Consider the following 20,509-nt stretch of genomic DNA (forward strand, 5'->3'; position numbering starts at 1 on the left):
CATACCGGTGCCTGCTGCTCGAAACGCTTCATCACCTCGTCGAACATCCCTTCCTACCCGTCGTTCCTTAACATCTCGCCAGGTTACCAGGTTTGCAGCGCAAAGACCTTGAAAGGGCTGGGTTTTAGACCCCGTCTTGCCGCCCGTATCGTAGTCCGTGCGATACAGAGCGTTCGTCAGTGCAAGCGCCGTGCTGAATTCGTAGCCGACGCCAATCCACAGATCTTGTCCGACACGGGCGGCGCCGAGCTGATGCTGCCGGTCGTTAATGTACCCGCCGCAGACGCGCAGTGGACCGCCCCGATAGTCGAAGCCCGTCAGGAACTGGTTGCGATTGAGTCCGGGGCCGCCGAAGTCGTTCCATTCGGTGTAAGCGCCACCGAACGTCAGGCCGTGGGTCGTATAGTTCGCGCCGGCGGCGAGCGCCGTGCCGGTCTTGACGCTGCCCGCCACGCCGCCCGGCTTGTATTCGGCGCGCGCGAGCAGATTGCCGAATCGGCCTGTGTACTGGATCGTGTTGTCGAAGCGATCTGACGACGTGCCGACAATATCTTTGGAAAGCGGCGTGATGCTGAGGTAGCGAAAGCTCATCGGGTCGTACGTTGAGACCGTGCGTGCGTTGACCGAGAACTGCCGCCCAACGTTGATGTCGCCCCACGGGCCGCTCAAACCGACCGTCGCTTCGCGGCTGAACAACACACCTGCCGTGCCGAGCGCGCCCGTGCCGCCATCGAATGCGGACTCGAGCCGGAAGTGGGCCTTCAGGCCGCCGCCGAGATCTTCGACGCCGAGTACGCCGAAGCGATTCGACTCGTATAGCCCCTTGCCTCCCGTCAATACCTCACTGTCTCCGGCTTTGTTTGCGTGTGTCAGATAACGCAGACTGCCGTCCATGGAACCGAAAAGCGTGACCGACGTCTGGGCGCAGGCAACGGCTGGCGCGAGCAGCAATGCCTGTAGCGCCACAACCTTGATTGAGAGGCGCAAACCTTTGTCTCCATTCTGATTTCTTATTTGTACAGTCCGAGGCTTGACCAGCACGGCTCGAACTTCGCATGAGGGTTCCGGAAATCCTGTAGTGGCCACGAGTCACTTCGTCCGCCACGCGTCAATTCCGGCCCGCATTGAGAAGCTAATTTAACCATCCGGGCGGGCGCTAACAATTGCCGATGGCTCTATGAGTTGATAGAGAGAAGGCTATGGGTTGCGTGGAGATGTGCAGGCGCCGTTGCGATCGAGCCAGCGGCACGATATCTTCTAAACTAGTATGGATTCCTACATTTAAACGGAAGGAAAAATTTCATGGCAGCCGAATCGCCGCGCCATGCGAAACGCCCGCGCCGGACCGGGCGCCAGGCGTGACGATTGACGGCCATGACGCCGTCACGACGTTAAAGGTCGAGCACCAGCAGCGGCGACTTCGAACGCGAGCAACAAGGCAGCAGTTGAGCGTTCGCGGCGCGCTCTTCGTCGGTGAGATACACGTCGCGATGGTCCGGCTCGCCCGCCAGCACGCGCGTCAGACACGTGCCGCAGACACCTTGCTCGCAGGAGGTCGCAATCGCCACGCCGGCCTGCTCCAGCGCCGCCGCGATACTCTGTGTTGCCGCCACCTCGACGATACGGCCGCTGCTGGCAAGCTGAACCTGAAACGGACCGTCGGCGTCATGTGCCGCTTTGACTGCGGGCGCGCCGAAATACTCGCGATGCACGCTCCCGCTGCGCCAGCCGAACCGGCGTGTTGCATCGAGCACGAAGTCAATGAAGCCCGCCGGACCGCACACGTACAGGTGCGTGTCGGCGGCGGGCATCGCCAGCACGCGTTCGAGATCGAGCCGCTCGTGGACCGGTGCGGTGTCGAAGTACAGCCGGCTGTGCGGCTCCAGATGCGGCGCATCGAACCGCTCGCGAAACGCCGCCCGCTGCGGCTCGCGCGAACAATAGTGCAGCTCGAACGATGCACCGGCATGCGCAAGCCGCTCGGCCATGCACAGAATCGGCGTCACGCCAATACCGCCCGCCAGCAGAATCGAATGAGCGGCGTCATGCGCGAGCGGGAAGTGATTCCTCGGCTCGCTGATATCAAGCAGCGCGCCCTCGCGCAACGCATGCATCGCCGTCGAACCGCCGCGCGACGACGGTTCACGCAGAACGCCCAGGACGTATCGGTGTGTTTCGCGCGGATCGTTGCACAGCGAATACTGCCGCACGAGGCCATCGGCGAGCATCACGTCGATGTGCGCGCCCGCCGAAAACGCGGGCAACGCCGCGCCGGTCGGATCGGCCAGTTCGAACGAGAGGATGTCCCGCGCCACTTCGGTCTTGCGAATAAGCTGAACCTTCATGAAGCAGTCACCTCCTGCGAGGCATCGCGCTCTTGCTTCAGCAAACGTTCGATGATCTTGCGTGACTGCACGCCGCCCGCGTCGATGTTCAGGCTGAGAATCTTTCGATGCGGATTGGCGAGCAGATTGCGCTGCTGTGCTTCGAGCACGGCCAGGTCTTCCGAGAAAATCTTGCGCTGCCCTTCCCGAATCGTCTCGGTGAGCGCTTCGTCTTGCGGCGCGAAATTGCGCGCCATACCCCAGAAATACCAGATAGACGTGTCGGTTTCCGGGGTGATGAAATCGACGACGATGCTGCCGGCGCGATGCTCGGCCGGCGCGTCATAACCGCCGTGTCCTGCGTGCGCGACGCCGACTTCAATGAGCACATGACTTGGCGGCGTAAAGCGGCAGATCTGCCATCGGTCGCACGGCACGTTATCCGCGAGACCGTTGCCGCGCAATGCCGCGGCCCAGAACGGCGGCGGCATGATGTTTTTCATATGACGGCCGGTGATCGCCGTGTTGCCTTCCACGCGCGTGGCGGGCGGCGCTTCCTCTATCTCGGGCTGGCCGATGCTGCTTGCGTGCACATAGGTTTCGTGCGTCAGGTCCATCAGGTTATCGATCATCAGCCGATAATCGCAGTTGATGTGAAACAGACCGCCGCCGTAGGCCCACTCCGGATTGTCGGCCCATTCCAGGTGATGAATCTTTGCCGGGTCGGCGAGCGTCTCGTCGCCCGGCCAAACCCAGATGAAGCCGTAGCGCTCGACGGCCGGATAGCGGCGAATCGCCGGAATACCCCCTACACGCTGCGCGGTCATCGCTTTGCATTTGCCATCCGCGCCCATCACGAGACCGTGATAGCCGCAGACGAGCTGGCCGTCGCGCAGAAACCCTAGCGACAGCGCCGCGCCGCGATGCGGGCAGAAATCTTCGAGTGCTGCGACCTTGCCCTCATCGTCACGGAACAGCACCATTTTTTCGTTACAGATGGTGCGACCCAGTGGCTTGCCCTCAATCTCATCCGGGGTGCAGGCGACGTACCACACGTTCTTCAAAAACATATTTATCTCCTTAGTTATACTGATTTTCGAATCGAGACGTCCGCTCCATCACGCTCTTTCCCTGCCCGTCTTAACGTCCGATCGGCAGGCGGATCAGTTTCCCGCCGGGAACCTGCGTCATCACATTCTGGTTTTGCAGCGCCGCGTGCAGATTGTGCCGAGCAATGCGGGCATGCTCCCGCATGAGCGCTTCGGCACGCGCGCCCTCGCGCCGTTCGATCGACTCGACGACAGCGACATGTTGCGACTGCGCGATTCGCAGCATGTCGCGCGCACTGGCATCGATCGATTGCGCGATGACAAACGCGCTCGGCGAGGCGAACGGCATCGTCATGACCCGTTCGATCTGACGTTCGATCACGCGGCTGTTGCAAGCGGCGGTCAGTTGCGCGTGCAGGCGGCGGTTCGCTTCGACGTACGCCGAGAACGTCTCGTCCGTCAGTTCGCCGGCGAGGATCGCGTCAATTTCATCGATGAGTGCATGCAGTTTTTTCAACTGGGCGGCGTCCACGCCGCGTTCGGCCGCGAGCCGCACGGCCAGGCCTTCCAGCGTGCCGCGCAATTCGATTGAATCGCCGACGTCGTCGACCGTGAACGAGCGAACCGCGAAACCACCTGACGCGATCGGTTCGAGCAGGCCTTCCTCTTCGAGCCGATTCAACGCGGCGCGCACTGGCGTGCGCGACACGCCAAGACGATCGACCACCCACAACTCCGAAATCCGTGCACCGGCGACCAGATGACCTTCGACGATCAGCTCACGCAGGCCGAGCAGCGTCCGCTCCGTTTGCGACGCATTGCCGGCGGTTCGGGGACGGTGTGCATTGCCCTCGTCCGCCTCGTCTTCGAATGCATGTCCTTCCGACGCGGCATCGCCGCTCATGGCGTCTGCGACGAGGTCGGGCGATGAGACGGGCGTTGAGCGGTACCTGGTCATGACGAGTAACTCCGCAATTGCACCCGATGATTGTATACAGCAAAACTCGAAAAACTAGCTAACCAGGGAGTTTTCGGGCCATTTTTACGGGTATTCACCTACCAAACGATCCGATTCGAAGTTCGGTGTATACACATGCGGTGCGAAAGCCCCCGTTTCGTCCTCAAAGGCGATGGGACAGCGCTCGGCTTGATGTTCGGACAGCGAGGGAACTTCGTGGACCACACGATGCCTCCCGAAGCACAAAAAGAGTCCGGCACAAAACTTCGGACTCACGTGCCGATCAATGAGTCATTTCATTCCAAGAAAGACTTACTGTCTTGCACCGTAAATCCCGCTCATCGCCAGTGAAAGCATCTTTCTCAGATGAGCCAAACCTGTTCGAACATCGGGATTCTCGGTGGCGGCAAGCCAGCGGCGCACCTCGGTCAGATAGATCGTCATGAGCAGCGAGGCGATAAGATTGGCGGGATGTTCTGTCGAAATTTCGCCCGCGCGTTGCCGGGCAGAAATGAGTTCGGACAGCATGCTCATGACGTGTGAACGCCGGGCATAGAAGCGCAGGGTTTCCGCACCGCGGCCAGGCGACACCGACAGGTAGTCAAACGTTTCCTGTACGGCCGCCCGGGAAATGCGCGGCTCGGTCGCCCAATATTGATAACGCTTCCGGTAGAACGCCATGACCTGATCGAGCAGCGGCGCGCTCACGTCAATATCGGCGAAAGTCCGGCTGTTGACTGCATCCAGATCGTCATTCACGATCATCAGCAGCAAATCGCGCTTGTCCTTGGCGTAGACAAAAACCGTGCCGATGGCTACTTCGGCACGAATGGCGATTTCTCGTGTCGTGGCTGCTTCGTAGCCCTTCTCAATGAACATCGCACGTGCAGCCGCCATGATCCGGTCGCGCTTCTCAAGTTTGTTCCGTTCACGTACTCCGAGAGTCATTTCACGAGCGTGCGCACTTTCTGTGGTGTTTTTGATCATGTACCGGATCACTGCTGACGATTAAAGATTAGACGACCATCAGGCACATCAGGCAGGAAATAGCCTTGCCAGGATCATATCCGATCGTCGCCTGCGATCAAAACAGATGGTGGATACCCACGCGGCCGATCGTCTGGCTGTTCGAAGTGGACACCTGATAGCCGAACTGCGCTGCATGCGCGCTCGGCCCGGACGCCCGTTCAAGTCCGACGCCCGCATACAGTTCCGTCCTCTTCGACAAATACCAGTCAAGAAACGCGTTGTACTGGTTGAACGTGAGGTCCTGGAAGATCGAACGATTGTACGAAAGCCCGAAAATGTACTCATGAGTACCGGTCAGGTCGATATTCACGCCGCCCTGATAGTTGCGCTCGCGCACGCTACCGCGCGAATTGGCGAGTTTGACGTCGGTGTAGGTGAGGTGCGGCAGGAACCGGCCAATCTGGTACGAACCCGCAATCGCCAGCGTGCTGTATTTGTCGGCGTTAAACAGTACGCCCGTACCCAACTTTTGACCGAGTACGGACGATTCGCCAAAAATGCCGAACAGGTCAGCGGTCCGGTTGTGCGACACCGAATATGCGATGCCCACTTTCGCAGGACCGTGCCAGTACTTCGCGCCGATGCTGTACTGTCGTCCTGAACTGAAGTCGCCTGCCTGATTGCCGAACGCATTCATCGCGCCAAATTGAAAGCCGTAATAAACCGGCGAATCGTATTTGATGGCGTTATTCATGGCGTGTGTGTTCGCGAGACCGTCCAGATTGCCTGTCGTGTAGAACGACGAAATGCCCGGCACGGCGTTATTGAGTGCGCCAATATATTCGTACACGTAGTCCGGAATATTGCCCATTGTCAGCGTACCGTAGCTGGCATTGGTCAGGCCCACGTACGCGTAACGGTTGAAGAAACTGGTCGGACTGATCGACGCGCCCGTACCCGTGAGAAATCCGGATTCGAGTCTTGCGATAGCTGCTGTCCCGCCGCCAATGTCTTCACGGATCAGGAAGCCAAAGCGGTCTGGCTGACGCTTACCCGCAACCTCCTGAATCAGATGCTGCCCTTTCGAATTCGTATTGAAGTCCACGCCCATATCCAGACTGCCGTACAGCGTAACAGAGGATTGCGCAAAGCACGATGTGCTTAGCATTGCTAAGCTAATACTGCAAGTAATCTTCTTCATGTTGTTTTGTCTCTTTGTTATTGACGGGCATACCGTTCTTGTGACGACTACTATTTTTACAGCACCCGCTTACCCACAAACAGGTGCGTGGACCGAATTTACAAGCCGATGTCCGCAGCGGTGCGTACCGCGTCGATGCCGCTGTTCAGCATGAGCTGCCGGATCGTGTTGACTTCCTCTGCACGAGGTTTCGGCATCGGTTCTCGCATGAAAGGCAGATCGACCAGACCGCGCATCCATGCCGCGATCTTGTAACGGATGTGCAACCGGCCAGGCTCGGAGTAGATGTATTCGTGCAGACGAACCATTCCGCCATTCCATAGACGCCGGGCTTCCTTCATGTCGTCACGCCGACATGCGTCAATATGGTCGAGCATCGGTTCAAGCGCGTAATTCCACGAACCGCTGATCGTGCCGTCCATGTTTCCTACCGCAAGATATTCGTGAAAGAAGTGCGCGCTGGAACACAGCAACGCGACTTGCGGCGCCTGATCGCGCATACCACGCGCGAGCAGACGATGGCCGGGATAAGCGTAGGTGGTTTTCCAGCCCATGATGTTCGGCACTTCACGGCAATACTGCAACGTCGGCGCGAGCGGCAAACCAATGCCCCAAGGCTGCGAAATCGGTGCAACGGCATGCACGAAAATCGGCATGTCGACTGCTGCATCCTGAGCCTTGATCTGATCCAGCCAGACTTCGGGATAGCGCACGGAATCCCACGCACCGGACACATCAAGCGAACCCGCGGGCGGAATGACGAAAATGCCGCTTGCGCGGGCCGCTTTCGCATCTTGAGCCGTAGCCACGGTTTCCGCCGTCGTCCATGCAAAGGTTCCTGCGAGCACCGGCATGGTGCCCGCTACCTCGTCGATGATGATGTCGAGCACCTGACGCTTCTCGTCACGCGTCATGTAGAAGATCTCGCCCGCTTCAGCGTTCGCGATCAGGCCACCGACCGGCGCGAACCGCTCGTTATCGGCGAAATAGCGCACCAGACGGCGCAGTCCCGCCTCGTCGATCGAGTAATCGCGCTTGAGCGGCAGCACGAGTGCCGCGTATAGACGATGCGAAAGTTTCTTTCGTTCCGTTTGATCCAGAGACATCTCAACTCCTTCAGATATTGCGACGCTATTGAGACACTTCCTCAAGCACACGTTCGCTTGTTTCGACACCAAAACGACCGATGACCAGCGCGCCGAACAGTGCAACAACGCCAAACATCAGAAATACGGATCGGTAGTCGCCATGGGTGATGATCATGCCGACGACAAACGGCCCGATCGAAGACGCGATGCGCAGCCACACAGTGGCGCTGCTCGCGCCAAGTGCGCGTAGACGCGTCGGATACAGTTCCGGCGTGTATAGATAAGCCGCCGAGCAGTTCGGGCCGATAAACATGTAGCTGAGCGCGGCAAGCACAATCACCGTCATGTGGGTCAGTGCAGGCATCAGGCCGATTGCGAGCAGCGGCAGCGCACCGACCGTGAAGCCGATAGCAAACCAGCGACGCCGACCGATCTTGTCGATGATGAACGCGAGCACGAAATTCATCGGGAAGCTGACGAACGAATTGATCGCGGACAGCATCAGCGCGGTGTGCAAATCCAGCTTGAACGTTGACGTGTAGATCGTGGGCAACCAGGTGATCGATCCATATGCCACGAAATAAGCACAGAACCACAGCACCCAAACCGTCAGCGTGCGACGCAAATAGGTCGGGCTGAGCAACTCACCAATGCGCCCTCTCGGTGCAGCAACAGTCGGAATGTGCTTCGCGGGCGGAAGTTCAAGACCGGCACGCAGCGTGTACGCCTCGATGTCGGACACGACCTTATCCGCCAGCGCATAACGGCCTTTCGTAGCCAGCCAGCGCGGCGATTCGGGCAGTGCGCGTCCCATGAATACGGCGACGCAAGCAGGAGCCGCACCGATCAGGAAGATCGCTTGCCATCCAAACGATGGCACTACCCAAGCGCCAATAAATCCCGCGCACAACACGCCGATGCTGAACACCATTTCGTAGAGCAGCACGAATTTGCCGCGCTTGTGCGCCCGCGTCATTTCATTGATATAGCTTGCCGCGATCGGTACTTCACCGCCAATACCGATCCCCTGGATGACACGAAACAACATCAACATCCCGTAACTCGTCGAGAGGGCGCAGGCCACTGCCATCAGCGAGAAAAGCAGGATGCTGTACTGGAGCGTGCGTACGCGGCCGATGCGGTCAGCGAGCCATCCGAAGAAAAACGCGCCAACGATCTGCCCTATGAATCCGGATGAAATCAGGAGGCCGATTTGCGGATGCGTCAGGTGCCACAGCCTCGCCAGTACCGGCACGGCCGTTGCAATGGCAAGCATGTCGAACGCGTCGAAAAACGTCGCAACGCCGACGATCAACCGCGCTTTCACATGCCACGATGAAACGGGAATGCGTTCCAGACGCCCGACGATGTTCACGCTTTCCGCGGTGCATACGCTTTCCGCCGCGATTTCTTGAGTGCTCATAGTCTCCTGCTACGCTGTTGTCTGCCGGAATTACGCATGCTCGCGCCATAGGCCCAAGGCTTTCTGTGCGGGCCGATCGGAGAAGCTGAACAGTACGGATTCCGAATTAGCATGGTGTGAAACCGGAATCCACGACGGCACCACAAATACATCGCGCGGCCGCCAGTCGAAACGCTCTTCGCCGATCATGCTGAAACCGCCGCCTTCAACGACGTTGAACACCGTCGCATCCGTGGAACGATAAATAGCGCCGTTAAAACCGGCCGGCAGCAATTGCAGGAATGCGCCGATGGTCGGCATCGGATAGCCGCCCGTCGCCGGATTGGCGTATTGCAGTTTCGTGCCGTGCACCGGATCAATCTGACCGCTGCGCGCGAGCCGTTCAAGTGCTGCGCGAGACGGTGCATAGCGATAGGCGAACAGCGGGCTGTTGCCGCCATGCACTTCGTAGTCGAGGGGCAGCATGTTCGAGCCGTAGCGCGATGCAGCGACATCTTCCGCGCATTCCACAGATTGGCTCTTTGTAGCAGACCTTTCCGCGAAACTCGTGTCGAACAGATTGACGATCGGTACGTCAAGGCCGTCGAGCCAGACTACCGGCTCGCTACCCAGGTTGCCGTGGTCATGCCACGTCCACGAAGGCGTGATGACGAAATCGCCCGGATGCATCATCACCCGCTCGCCATCCACAGCCGTGTAGGCGCCTTCGCCCTCGACGATAAAGCGCAGCGCCGCCGCCGCGTGACGATGAGCCGGTGCCACTTCACCCGGCAGGATCAGTTGCAGACCGGCATAAAGACTATTGGTAATTTGCGAACGTCCACGAATGCCCGGATTTTCGAGCACCAGCACGCGGCGTTCAGCTTCTTGCGCAGTGATCAACGCTCCTGCTTCGAGCAGCAGCGGACGCAGGCGCTCGTATTGCCAGCTTGCAGCCACACAGGCACTTTGCGGCTGCGGCGTCACCAGCGTCGCCATAGCCTCCCAAAGCGGCGCCAGATCGTGACTATCGAGTACGCCATAAAATGCCTGACGCTCGGGAGTTGTTTCGTGAATCATCAGGAGACCTTCACGGTCATCTGACCGATGCGCTCGATTGTCGCCACCATCGTGTCACCCGGCACCACGGGCGAGACGCCTTCAGGCGTGCCGGTAATGATCACGTCACCGGGATGCAACGTGTAGAAAGAAGACGCGAATTCGATGAGGCTCGCGACACCGATAATCAGATCGCTCGTGTTCGCCTTCTGACGGATTTCGCCATTGACCGCGATCGACAGGTCGAGCGCATTCGGATCGCCCAGTTCGTCACTGGTGACAAGCCAGGGGCCGAACACGGTGTAGCTGTCCGGCGATTTACGGAAACTGCGCTCTTCCGGCCCGCGAATCGTCATGTCGAGACCAATGCAGTACCCGGCAACATAGCCGAGCGCATCCGCCTGTTTGATATTGCGGCCCGTCTTGCCGATAACCACGGCAAGTTCGACTTCGTGATCGTTGCGGCGCTCTGTGTGGGACAACTGCACTCCGTCACCGGCGCCGACCAGCGAGCTGCCGGCCTTGAGAAACAGACCCGCTTTCTCGATGTGATTGATCAGGTTGCCGTGGTGCAGGTTCTGATCATCGAGCACTTCGCGCAGATGCTTCGTGTAGTTGACCGGCGCGGCGATGATCTTGCCCGGATTGGCAACAGGACTGAGCAAATGCACATCGGTCACTGCCACGGTCTCGGCGTGATCGACAAGCGCCTGCGCCCGTTCGCGGACAGCGTCCAGATTAGCGATCAGCGGATCGAATGACGGCAGCGGATACTGCCACGTAGGTAGAACATCAAGGGCTGCGGTCACATCGTGAATGACGTCCCCGACTACGACACCAAGGCGATTTGCGCCGAATCGACAGAATTTCATGAGACTTCTTTCTCCTGGAATGCGATGTATGCGCCTCGGTCGAGGCGCGAAGCTTCAATGAACACCTGATTCCCGATAGCCCGTAAAACGGATGCGATCGCCATGCGCCAATATCAGCGCGGCCACGCACGCAACCACCATCGGAACCGCGCCGCACATGAACAACACGGACAAGGGCAGGTTCAGGGTAATCAGGAGGGCGCCGATAATCGGACCCAGAATTGCGCCGAAACGCCCTACACCGAGCGCCCAGCCTGCGCCAGTCGCCCGCATGAAAGTCGGATACGCGATGCTCGCCACGGCATTCAGACCAAATTGACCGCCGACGACAAAAAGACCGGCCGCAAACACGACAAGATCCAGCGCCAGAGACGTATTGCCGACAATGCCGATCAACGCGATGGAAACGGCCGCGCAACCGAAGAAACCGGCGAGCGGCGCGAGCGTGCCGCGATCGAGCAAACGGCTCAGGATCAAGCCGCCCGCGACACCGCCCACCTGAAAATAGGACGTCACCATCACGGCACGCGTCAACGGAATGCCTGCGTTCGCGATAACCGTGGGCAACCAGTTCAGGACGAACGTCAGCGTCATCAGGTTCGCGATAAAACAGAGCCATAAGAGCAGCGTGAACACGGCGCGCTTCTCGGTGAACAGATGCTTCGCAGGCACGCCGCGTTCGACTTTCTCTGCAAGAATCAGCCGCGTCTGTTCATCTATCGCGACGCCCGGCAACAGCCGCTTGAGCAGGGTTCGAGCGCGTGCGCCATCGCCGGCGCGCAATACCTGGAAGCGGATTGACTCGGGCAACATGAGTGCGCAGGCAGGAATCAGCACCACTGCCGCCACGCCGCCGACATAGAAGAGCGAAGCCCAGCCGAAGCGCGGAATCAGCAGCGCCGCGGCCCATCCGCCTGCTGCGCCGCCAAGCGAATAACCCAGAAACATCACGGTGATCATCGTCGAGCGATGGCGCATCGGCGCGTATTCCGCCGTCAACGCAAGCGCATTGGGTACGGCGAAACCGACACCAATGCCCGCGAGAAAGCGCACGACCGACAACTCTGAAATGGACGTCGTCAATCCGCAGGCCGCGGTGAGCAGGCCGAAGATACCCATGCCGAGCAGCATGATGGAACGCCGCCCCCAACGATCGGCGGCACTCCCACCCAAGGTTGAGCCCACCATCATCCCCACCATGCTGGCGATAAATACCGGCACAAACGATGCGCGCGCAATGCCCCATGCGTGAATGATCGACGGCGCGACATAGCCGATCATCTGCTGGTCGAAACCGTCCATCAGCATCACGACGAATGACCAGAAGACCACGTTCACATGGAACCGGCTGACGGAACTGCTTCCGATTGCGCTGTCGATGTCGATAGTGGGGAGCGCGTTGTTCATCGAGTCATTCTCCTGTGCGAATGTGGACTCTTGCTTCAGCGAAATGGCGTCATGTCGTGGTACCGGGCGGCAATCGGTACAAAATTGATCGCGCTCAATACTAAGTGCGTTTTTATACGCACACCATAGTGAAAACCCCTAAGAAATCTCGTTGGTTTCCCGTGTTGACAAGGCGCAGCGCGCTTCATAAACTTGACTATGCTCATTTTTAACGGTGCGTACGACGCACACGCATCGCGAACGATGGACGCGATCTCTTCCTAACAGCCCTTTCCGTATTCAATGAAGAACAAATCAGTTGTCGTTTCCGGCGCAGGTCCGGTCGGGCTTGCCGCAGCGCTCGCGCTCGCGCGTCAGGGCATTGAGGTATGTGTTCTGGAAGCCGAGGCGGATATTCCGCACGATTTGCGCGCCGGGACATTTCACCCGCCGACGGTGGAAATGCTGTCGGCGCTGGGTGTCGGGGATGCATTGCTGGCGCAGGGCATTCCTGTCCGGCAGTGGCAGATACGCGACCGCAAGACCGGCGTCGTGGCCGAGTTCGATCTTGGCGTGTTGGCTGACCTCACGCCTTATCCGTTCCGTCTGCACTGTGAGCAGCACAAACTGTCGGAACTGCTGCGCGAGGCGCTGAACGGCATGCCGAATGTGCGCATCCTGTTCTCACACCGTTGCACGGATTACGTCGAGGACGCAAACGGCGTCACCGTCCAGTTCGAGAATTCCAATGGTGCGGGTGAAATGCGCGCGGGCTACATCATCGGCGCGGACGGATCACGCAGTGTCGTACGCAAAACAATGGGCGTCGAATTCGAAGGGTTTACATGGCCCGAACGCTTCCTTGTCTTTGCGACGAGCTACGACCTGAGAGAGCAGGGATTCACCGGCAATGCATACATTGCGGACCCCGATGAGTGGAGTGCGATCTTTACCCAGCCGCACGACGGCCCGCCTGGAATCTGGCGCGTCGCGTTCCCGATCCCGCCTGAAGTGGAAGATAGCGAAGTGCTCACGGATGATTTCGTGCAGGCCAAGATTCAAGGCATCCTGTCGCCTGAGCGCGAATATCCGATTCTCTACCGGAGCGTGTATCGGGTGCATCAGCGGGTTGCGAAGAATTTCCGCGTCGGGCGCGCGCTGCTCGCCGGGGACGCCGCGCACATCAACAATCCGCTTGGCGGCATGGGTCTGAACAGCGGCATTCATGACGCGGTGAATCTCGCGAGCAAGCTGGGCGATGTCCTGCTGAACGACGCATCGACAGACGTGCTCGATCTCTATGACCGGCAACGTCGCCTGACAAACGTCGAGTACGTGCAGGCCATCACGATCCGGAACAAACGCCTGCTGGAAGAGCGAGATCCGACCGTGCGCGAGCAGCGGCTCAACGAATTACGCGCGATCGCGGCCAATCCCGCCGAGGCGCGTGCGTATCTCATCAACTCATCGATGATCGCGAGCGTCCGGCGCGCTGACGAGATCCAGTAATCGGGACTTTCGAAAAAAGCCCCTGCCGGAAACGGTCAGGGGCTTTCTGTTTCCGAAGGTGCGTCGCCGGCCGTTTCGCCGCGCGCGGCGAACGGCCGGAGCGCCTGCCCCTTCACCGCCCTTCGCAGACGAGGCCGGCATCTATTACACCGGCATCGCGAGTTTTGATCGGTTATCGTGTCAGCCCGAGACTCGAAACCGTGAGGCGCGCACCGCCATGAGTTCAGCCCCCGTTTTCTGGATGATTCCCGGCGCCCCCACGCCGGTCGGTCCGTTCTCCCACGCCACGGAAGCCGACGGCTGGGTTTTCCTGACGGGCCAGATGCCCACCTCGCCCACCGACGACGACGCGCCGCTTCCCGAAGGCGTGGTCGCGCAGACCAAGCGTGTGATGGACAACCTCGTCATCGTCCTCAAAGGTCTCGACCTTGGTCTGCAACACGTGGTCGCCGCACGCATTTTCCTGACCGAGTTCAAGCGCGATTACGCGGCGATGAACGAGATCTACCGCGCGTACTTTCCGGCCGGCGCACTGCCGGCGCGGACCTGCATCGGCGTGACGGGATTGGCGCGCGACGCGCTCGTCGAAATCGACTTTATTGCGCGCCGGCCGGGTTGATCGTCGGGTTTTCGTCGATGCCATAGTGATCGCACAGGACTTCGTGCAGCGAAACGGCGCGCTCGTCCATTTCGATGGTCCAGCGCTCGCTGTCGTTGCATAGCCGTTGCAGTTGCCTGCATGCCTCGACCAACCGCGACTCCTGAACGATCACAAACGCGCCGCTCGCGCTATGCGCCCAGCCGGCCAACGCCTGCCGGTCTTCTTTATCGACGATGGCGAGCAGCCGCGGCAAGTCCTTCTTCAAATGCTCCTTGAGCATGGCGGTGTAGCGCGCTTTGTCGTCCGCGGCGAGTGTGGTTTGCGGCGCAGCGGCCGCGGACACAGGCGCGGCCGCCCGCGCTGTTCTGTCCGCCGCGGCAGGCGCTACCGCGAGCAGCGCCGTCTCCAGTTCTCCCAGCGACGCCGGCTTCGAGACATAGCCGCTAAAGCCGCGCTCGCGCCAGCTTTGCGCTTCCTGATTCTCCGCCACCGCGCTGAAGGCCAGCACCGGCGTGTGCGCATCCAGCTTGCGCAGCGCGGCGAGCAGCGCGAAGCCGTCCATGGCGGGCATGTGGATGTCGGTCATCACGACATCGAAAGGCGTCCGCTCGAACTCGCCGAGCGCGTGCTTGCCGTCCCCGGCGATAGTCGGCACGCAGCCGAGCGTGGCAAGCTGTTCCGCGATCAGGCTCTGGATCAGCGGGTTGTCTTCGGCGACGAGAATCGCGAGGCCTTGTAACGCCAGGTGCGCCGGATGCGCCGGATGCGCCGGCGACGAAGTTGCACCACTGCCCGGCGTGGCCACGGGCGACGCCTCGGCGGCGCAAATCGACGCGGCGGGAACGGCCGCGCCCTCGACAGCCAGTTCGATGGCCGCGCCCACTGCCCTCCGGCCGAATTCGCTCACTTCGAGCACGCCCGCTCCGCGCGCTTGCGGCCCGTTCGGACCCGCGCGCGTAACCCACACGGCGCACACGGGCTGCAACGCGCGCAACGTGGCGATGGCGTCGAGATCGAATGCGCCGGAAACGATCAGCGCCTTCGGGCGGTTCATGCGCAGCCAGGCTTGCGCGGCGGCCAGCGTCGAGACGGTATGCGCGTTCCAGCCGAAATGCTCCAGCCAGCTATCCAGCAAGCCGGCGGCTTGCGGTTCCCTGCACAGCGCGAGCAGCGTTCCCCGATCAGCGGAAACCGGCGCGCGCCCTTCGCCGGCCGGCACAGCGAGCGGAATCGACACATGGAACACGCTGCCCACGCCGACCACGCTTTCCGCCGAAATCGCGCCGCCCATCAACCGGGACAGGCGCGAGCAGATCACGAGTCCGAGGCCGGTGCCTTCCGCGCCTCGCGACGCGCCCGCCTCGCCTTGCACAAACGGCTTGAAGAGTCGCGCGACCAGTTCTTCGCTCATGCCGGGTCCGGAATCCGACACGCGGCAATGGAGAACGGGGCGGCCTTGCGCGTCGTCGTGGACGATGTCGGCGTGCAAGGTGATCTTGCCGCTCGACGTGAATTTGAACGCATTGCTCAACAGGTTGTTGACGACCTGCGCAATGCGCATCCGGTCGCCGATTAGCGTCCGGTCGAGCGTCGGCGAAAGCAGCGAATAGAAACGGATCGGGCGATCGCCCGGCATCGCCGCATAGGAAAGCGCGATGCCCTCGAACGTGTCGATCAGAGAAAACGGTTCGCGCACGAGGAGCATTTCGCCCGCGTCGATCCGGGAGAAATCGAGAATATCGTTGACGACGCGGCGCAGCGCGTCGGCCGCCACGTTCAAGGTGGCGAGCCGCTGCGCGTGCGCGTCGAGTCCGGGCGTGCGCGCGAACAGTTCGAGATTGCCGAGCAGTGCATTCAACGGCGTACGGATTTCGTGGCTCATCGCGGCGAAGAAATTCGTGCGCGCGTGCATCATCGCTTCGGAGGTTTGCTGCGCGTGCCGCAATTGCTGTTCGAGCGTGTGCTGCGCCGTGACGTCGAGAATCGCGCAAAACAACACGTTTTCGCCGGCATAACGCGCGGGCGCGTAGGTGAATTGCAGGAAGCGAGCGGGCGCGCCGCCGGTTTCATCCGATGCGTGCGCTGTTTGCGTGGGCGTTTGCGTGGGCGTTTGCGTTTGCGTGGGCGTTTGCGCGTTCGGCTGCGCCAGAGGCTGCGGCTGCGGCAGCGCCGGCGCGACGAACGCGGCCACTTGCGCGATCGCCGCCGCCGAAGGCTGGTCCGGCGCCTGCGCAAGAAACTCGGCGGCAATATGCGGCGGCAGCCGGCTCGCGCCCGTCTCCATGTGCAACAACCCGGCGGCAAGAGCGTTCGCGGTCAATATCGAGTAATCGCCTTGCCGGACGATACACAGGCCAATCGGCGTCGCGCTGACGAGTATGTGATTGATGGTCTCGCTTTCCAGCGCGCGCGACGTCTCCGCGAAGGCATTGCGCAAAAGCCGCAGCCCGAAGAAACGCGCGGTAACCGCGATGCCGAGCAGCACCAGCAGCGCGAGTCCGCCGATCGCCGCGAGTTGCCAGCCGAGCGCGAGGGCCAGCGCGCCCCAAGGCACATAGCCGACGAGCAAGCCGAAGCCCGGCATCAGCGGCTCGTGAAACACCGCGCCTTCGCGGCCATAGTGAAAGACGTGAGGCGGCGTCGCGGCTACCGCTTGTTGCAGCATCGCGCGGGTGCGTGCGTCGAGCGAAGCGGAAGACACGAGGAGCCGGCGATCGGGCGCCATCAGCAGCGTCGCGCCCGCGCTGTCAGGCGGCGCAATGCGCGCGGCGAGCACATCCAGCGGAATGCTCACGCTGATCAGCGTGAGCGGCGTGTCGCCCTGGTAATAGGCACTGACCGCCGACATCACCGGTGTATTTTGCAGCGGATCGCGATAGGGTCCGACCCAGACGCGCTCGCCCTTGCCCGGCAAGCGCCTGCCGGTTTGCGACTGGAGTTCGCGTTCGATTGTCTCGCGCAACAGGCTCACCACCGCGGCGTGCGGCGCGGACGTGGCGGAGGCGTCGGCGTCGCCGCGCGTGCCAGTCACCGAGCGCGCCAGCGAAGGCAGGATCACGGCGTAGTCTTCGTCGAGACCGATCAGCGCCGCGCGTTGCTCCAGTTCGAACGCCTGCTGCGTCACCAACGTGGATTGCGCCGCCTCGTAGATCCGGCCGAGCCTGGTGCCGGATTGGCCGTTGGATTGCGCGCCCCACGCGGCACGCGCCGTCTCGCCAGCCACGATGTCGAAATCCGCGTCGACTCTATCGACCTTGCCGCGCGCCGCGCCGGTCCGCGCGATCGACTGTTCGACCGCCTCGGGCGCGCGCCGCACCTCCGTCGCGCTGAAGTAATAGTCGAGGGTGAATTCGGCGCGCCGCAAGAACGACTCTTCCCGATGCAGCAGCAGCGACAGATCCGCTGCATTCTGCGACGCGAACGTGCGGCGATATTCAAATTGCTTGAGCGCCGCGACCGTCGCGAGCACCAGCGCAAACACCACCACGATCAGCATCAACGAGCCGATTGTCGCCAGATACACCCGCTGCTGGCGTTTCGCGTTCTTCGCGAGCGAGTCGAACGCTTGCGCGAGCGACGTTTGACTACGATCAAGAATTTTCTGCATCGGCTCACGTAATTTGCGGTGCGCACAGGCAGACCGCTGCGATTGCTGACGAACTTCGTCTGCATTCGTCTGCGGGCCTGTATCGGCGCAGTGTAGTCGTTTTGACGGCACGGCGCGACGCAACCGGCAGTTTTTACCTGACCGTTGCGCGGCATTCGTGCGGCATTTACGCGGCATTGGTCAGGCGCGGCCGAACCCTGCTTTAACGGCCCAACTGGCATAAACCTGAGTGGGTCACTGGGAAGCCCTCAAGACTCGAAGGGTTAATGCCGTTATTCCTTGCAACGATGTAAGCCCGCGCATCGCGCGGCATCGGTATCTGCAAGGAAAAGCCATGCGCAACAATCAGCCCGTCACCGGGCACGAATACGAATTTGCCTCGTCACACATGCTTGTCTCCGCGACCGATCTGACCGGCCGCATCGAGTATTGCAATCCGGCTTTTATCACCGTGTCGGGTTTTACGCGCGACGAGCTGATCGGCCAGCCGCACAATCTGATCCGCCATCCGGACATGCCGCGCGAGGCCTTCGCGGACCTGTGGGCCACCATCCGCGATGGACGGCCCTGGACCGCGCTCGTCAAGAATCGCCGTAAAAACGGCGACTATTACTGGGTTTTGGCGAACGTCACGCCGGTGGTGAAAAAAGGCGCGGTGGCCGGCTATCTCAGCGTGCGCGTGAAGCCGGGGCGCGACGCGGTGCGCGCCGCCGAAACCTTGTACGCCCGCATGCGCGCGGGCGAGGCGCGCGGCGTGAAGCTGCGTCACGGGGCCGTCGTGCGCACGGGTCTGCTCGGGCGCGTGCAAGCGCTCACACGCCTGCCGGTCGCTACACGCGCCGCAACCGGCTATGCGGCCACGCCGCTTGCGCTTCTCGCGACGGGCCTCGCGGCCTGGCAAGGCGCGCCGCCCGCGCCGTTCTGGCTGGCCTTCGGCGCGGCGAGCGTCGTCAGTCTGGTGTCGTGGCACTTGTTGAGGCAGCACGTCGCTGCGCCCGTGCGCGACATGCGCGGCTTCTCGACGCGGCTCGCTGCGGGCGATCTGACCGTCGATCTGGATATCGCGCGTCGCGACGATCTCGGCGACGTGCTGCAGGCATTGAACCAGTTGAAGGCGAATCTGGCCGCGATCGTCTATGACGTGCGCGAGCAGATCAGCGGCATGCTCGACAACGCGCGCGACATTTCGAGCGGCAACGAGGATCTCGCGCGTCGCACGGAATTGCAGGCGGCGTCGCTGGAAGAAACCGCCGCCACCATGGAAGAGTTGACCACCACCGTGCAGGCGAACGCGGACGCCAGCGTGCGCGCGCTCGATCTCGCCAAGGACGCGCAAGCCGCCGCCGCCGAGGGCGGCAAGATCGCCGGGCAGGTCGAGCAGACCATGGCGGGCATCACCGCTGCGTCGCGGCGCATTGCCGACATCACGGGTGTGATCGACGGCATCGCGTTTCAGACCAACATTCTTGCGCTGAACGCCGCGGTCGAAGCGGCGCGCGCCGGCGAAGCGGGACGCTCGTTCGCGGTCGTCGCGGGGGAAGTGCGGATGCTCGCGCAGCGCTGCGCGGCATCGTCGAAGGAAATCAAGTCGGTGGTCGAGGACAGCGCGGCCGAAGTCGCCGCGGGCACGGAACTCGTGGCGCGCACCACCTTGCAAATGCGCGCCATCGACGAAGCGGTGGAACGCGTGTCGTCGATCATTGTTGAAGTGGCGAACGCGAGCAGCGAGCAGGCGGAAGGGATTCGCCAGGTCAACCAGGCGGTGTCGCATCTCGACGGCGCGACGCAGCAGAACGCCGCGCTCGTGGAGCAGGCGGCGGCCACGGCGCAGCGCCTCGCCGCGCAGGCCGACGTGCTGAGCGAAGCCGTGCGTCTTTTCACGGTCGCCGATACCGCGCCCGCGTCGCGCCCTGTTGCTTCGACACGTCAGCGCGCGTCCGTGAATGCCGCGCCCGACGCGGCACAGGCGGCCCTCCGTCGGCGCGCGGCGCCCGATCTACGGGACGCCGGGCAGGACGAGGCGGCATTGTTCTGATAGATCGGCATTACTCCTACCTCGACATCGAGGTGCCGACGCATCACGATGCAAGGGTCAGTGCCCAATGGATGCAAGGGCAGACTGACCCGAGTAACAACGGCGTTTAAGCGGCTCGTCCCTGACAGACGGGCCGTTTTTTTTCGCGCGCTCCATGCTGTTCGGGTAAAGGCGATGGATGCGTCGATGCCGGTCGGTATGAAGGGCGGCAGACATGACGCGTTCCGATTCGCACGATCGCCTGGCGTCGCCTTTCACGGCGATGGCGCGCGACAGCGTGTGGCCTAACCAGGCCGCACGTCATCCGCATGACAGCGCCGAAGAACCAGCGCACCGCCACAGGGCATGAAAAATGCAGCCGTCCTCGCGACGAGTCGCGTTAAACTGATTATCCATGCGGGACGTGGCCGCATGCGCTTCGCTCGCGGCGGCGTTGCGGCACACGGGCA

Annotated in this window: 15 protein-coding genes; 3 read left to right on the plus strand and 12 right to left on the minus strand. The window is 61.6% G+C overall.

Annotated elements, in window-relative coordinates; genetic code table 11:
* From VOM14_RS00005 to VOM14_RS00055, 11 genes are all read right to left on the minus strand, one after another.
* The coding region (locus VOM14_RS00005) for a porin (protein ID WP_327626615.1) at positions 1–987 on the minus strand (987 nt) is incomplete at its 3' end.
* Positions 988–1,391: 404 nt separating this feature from the next.
* Positions 1,392–2,345, minus strand: coding sequence for a PDR/VanB family oxidoreductase (locus VOM14_RS00010; protein WP_327626616.1), 954 nt, complete (start codon positions 2,343–2,345; stop codon positions 1,392–1,394).
* On the minus strand, positions 2,342–3,394 hold the full coding sequence (locus VOM14_RS00015; RefSeq protein ID WP_327626617.1) for an aromatic ring-hydroxylating dioxygenase subunit alpha: 1,053 nt from the start codon (positions 3,392–3,394) through the stop codon (positions 2,342–2,344). Before VOM14_RS00015 ends, VOM14_RS00010 begins: the two co-directional genes overlap by 4 nt.
* 70 nt (positions 3,395–3,464) lie before the next feature.
* On the minus strand, positions 3,465–4,331 hold the full coding sequence (locus VOM14_RS00020; protein ID WP_327626618.1) for a GntR family transcriptional regulator: 867 nt from the start codon (positions 4,329–4,331) through the stop codon (positions 3,465–3,467).
* A gap of 312 nt (positions 4,332–4,643) precedes the next feature.
* Positions 4,644–5,318 (minus strand): TetR/AcrR family transcriptional regulator, encoded by a 675-nt coding sequence (locus VOM14_RS00025; protein WP_327626619.1) that lies wholly within the window; start codon positions 5,316–5,318, stop codon positions 4,644–4,646.
* 97 nt (positions 5,319–5,415) lie between these two features.
* Positions 5,416–6,468 carry a porin gene (locus tag VOM14_RS00030; protein WP_327626621.1) on the minus strand — a complete coding sequence of 351 codons (1,053 nt, stop codon included), beginning with the start codon at positions 6,466–6,468 and terminating at the stop codon, positions 5,416–5,418.
* Between the two features lie 131 nt (positions 6,469–6,599).
* Positions 6,600–7,607, minus strand: coding sequence for a dihydrodipicolinate synthase family protein (locus VOM14_RS00035; RefSeq protein ID WP_327626622.1), 1,008 nt, complete (start codon positions 7,605–7,607; stop codon positions 6,600–6,602).
* Between the two features lie 25 nt (positions 7,608–7,632).
* Positions 7,633–8,964, minus strand: a complete 1,332-nt coding sequence (locus VOM14_RS00040; protein ID WP_327626623.1) for an MFS transporter — start codon at positions 8,962–8,964, stop codon at positions 7,633–7,635.
* 78 nt (positions 8,965–9,042) lie between these two features.
* Positions 9,043–10,071 (minus strand): gentisate 1,2-dioxygenase, encoded by a 1,029-nt coding sequence (gene gtdA / locus VOM14_RS00045; protein ID WP_327626624.1) that lies wholly within the window; start codon positions 10,069–10,071, stop codon positions 9,043–9,045.
* Entirely contained in the window at positions 10,071–10,922 is an 852-nt protein-coding gene (locus tag VOM14_RS00050) for a fumarylacetoacetate hydrolase family protein (RefSeq protein WP_327626625.1), read from the minus strand. The genes gtdA and VOM14_RS00050 overlap by 1 nt, the downstream gene beginning before the upstream one ends.
* Before the next feature lie 54 nt (positions 10,923–10,976).
* Positions 10,977–12,329 carry an MFS transporter gene (locus VOM14_RS00055; RefSeq protein ID WP_327626626.1) on the minus strand — a complete coding sequence of 451 codons (1,353 nt, stop codon included), beginning with the start codon at positions 12,327–12,329 and terminating at the stop codon, positions 10,977–10,979.
* Positions 12,330–12,611: 282 nt separating this feature from the next.
* Between VOM14_RS00055 and VOM14_RS00060 the strand changes: the two genes are divergently transcribed.
* Positions 12,612–13,817 (plus strand): FAD-dependent oxidoreductase, encoded by a 1,206-nt coding sequence (locus tag VOM14_RS00060; protein ID WP_327626627.1) that lies wholly within the window; start codon positions 12,612–12,614, stop codon positions 13,815–13,817.
* A 217-nt stretch (positions 13,818–14,034) separates the two neighbouring features.
* Positions 14,035–14,436 carry a RidA family protein gene (locus VOM14_RS00065; protein ID WP_327626628.1) on the plus strand — a complete coding sequence of 134 codons (402 nt, stop codon included), beginning with the start codon at positions 14,035–14,037 and terminating at the stop codon, positions 14,434–14,436.
* Here the strand turns inward: VOM14_RS00065 and VOM14_RS00070 are convergent.
* Positions 14,414–18,025, minus strand: coding sequence for an ATP-binding protein (locus VOM14_RS00070; RefSeq protein ID WP_327626629.1), 3,612 nt, complete (start codon positions 18,023–18,025; stop codon positions 14,414–14,416). The two genes, VOM14_RS00065 and VOM14_RS00070, sit on opposite strands and share 23 nt — an antisense overlap.
* A 334-nt stretch (positions 18,026–18,359) precedes the next feature.
* Here VOM14_RS00070 and VOM14_RS00075 point away from each other — a divergent pair, with 334 nt between their 5' ends.
* Positions 18,360–20,060, plus strand: coding sequence for a methyl-accepting chemotaxis protein (locus VOM14_RS00075; protein WP_327626630.1), 1,701 nt, complete (start codon positions 18,360–18,362; stop codon positions 20,058–20,060).
* Positions 20,061–20,509: the final 449 nt, after the last annotated feature.

Source organism: Paraburkholderia sp. MPAMCS5, assembly GCF_036016995.1.
In the GTDB taxonomy this organism is placed as follows: Bacteria; Pseudomonadota; Gammaproteobacteria; order Burkholderiales; family Burkholderiaceae; genus Paraburkholderia.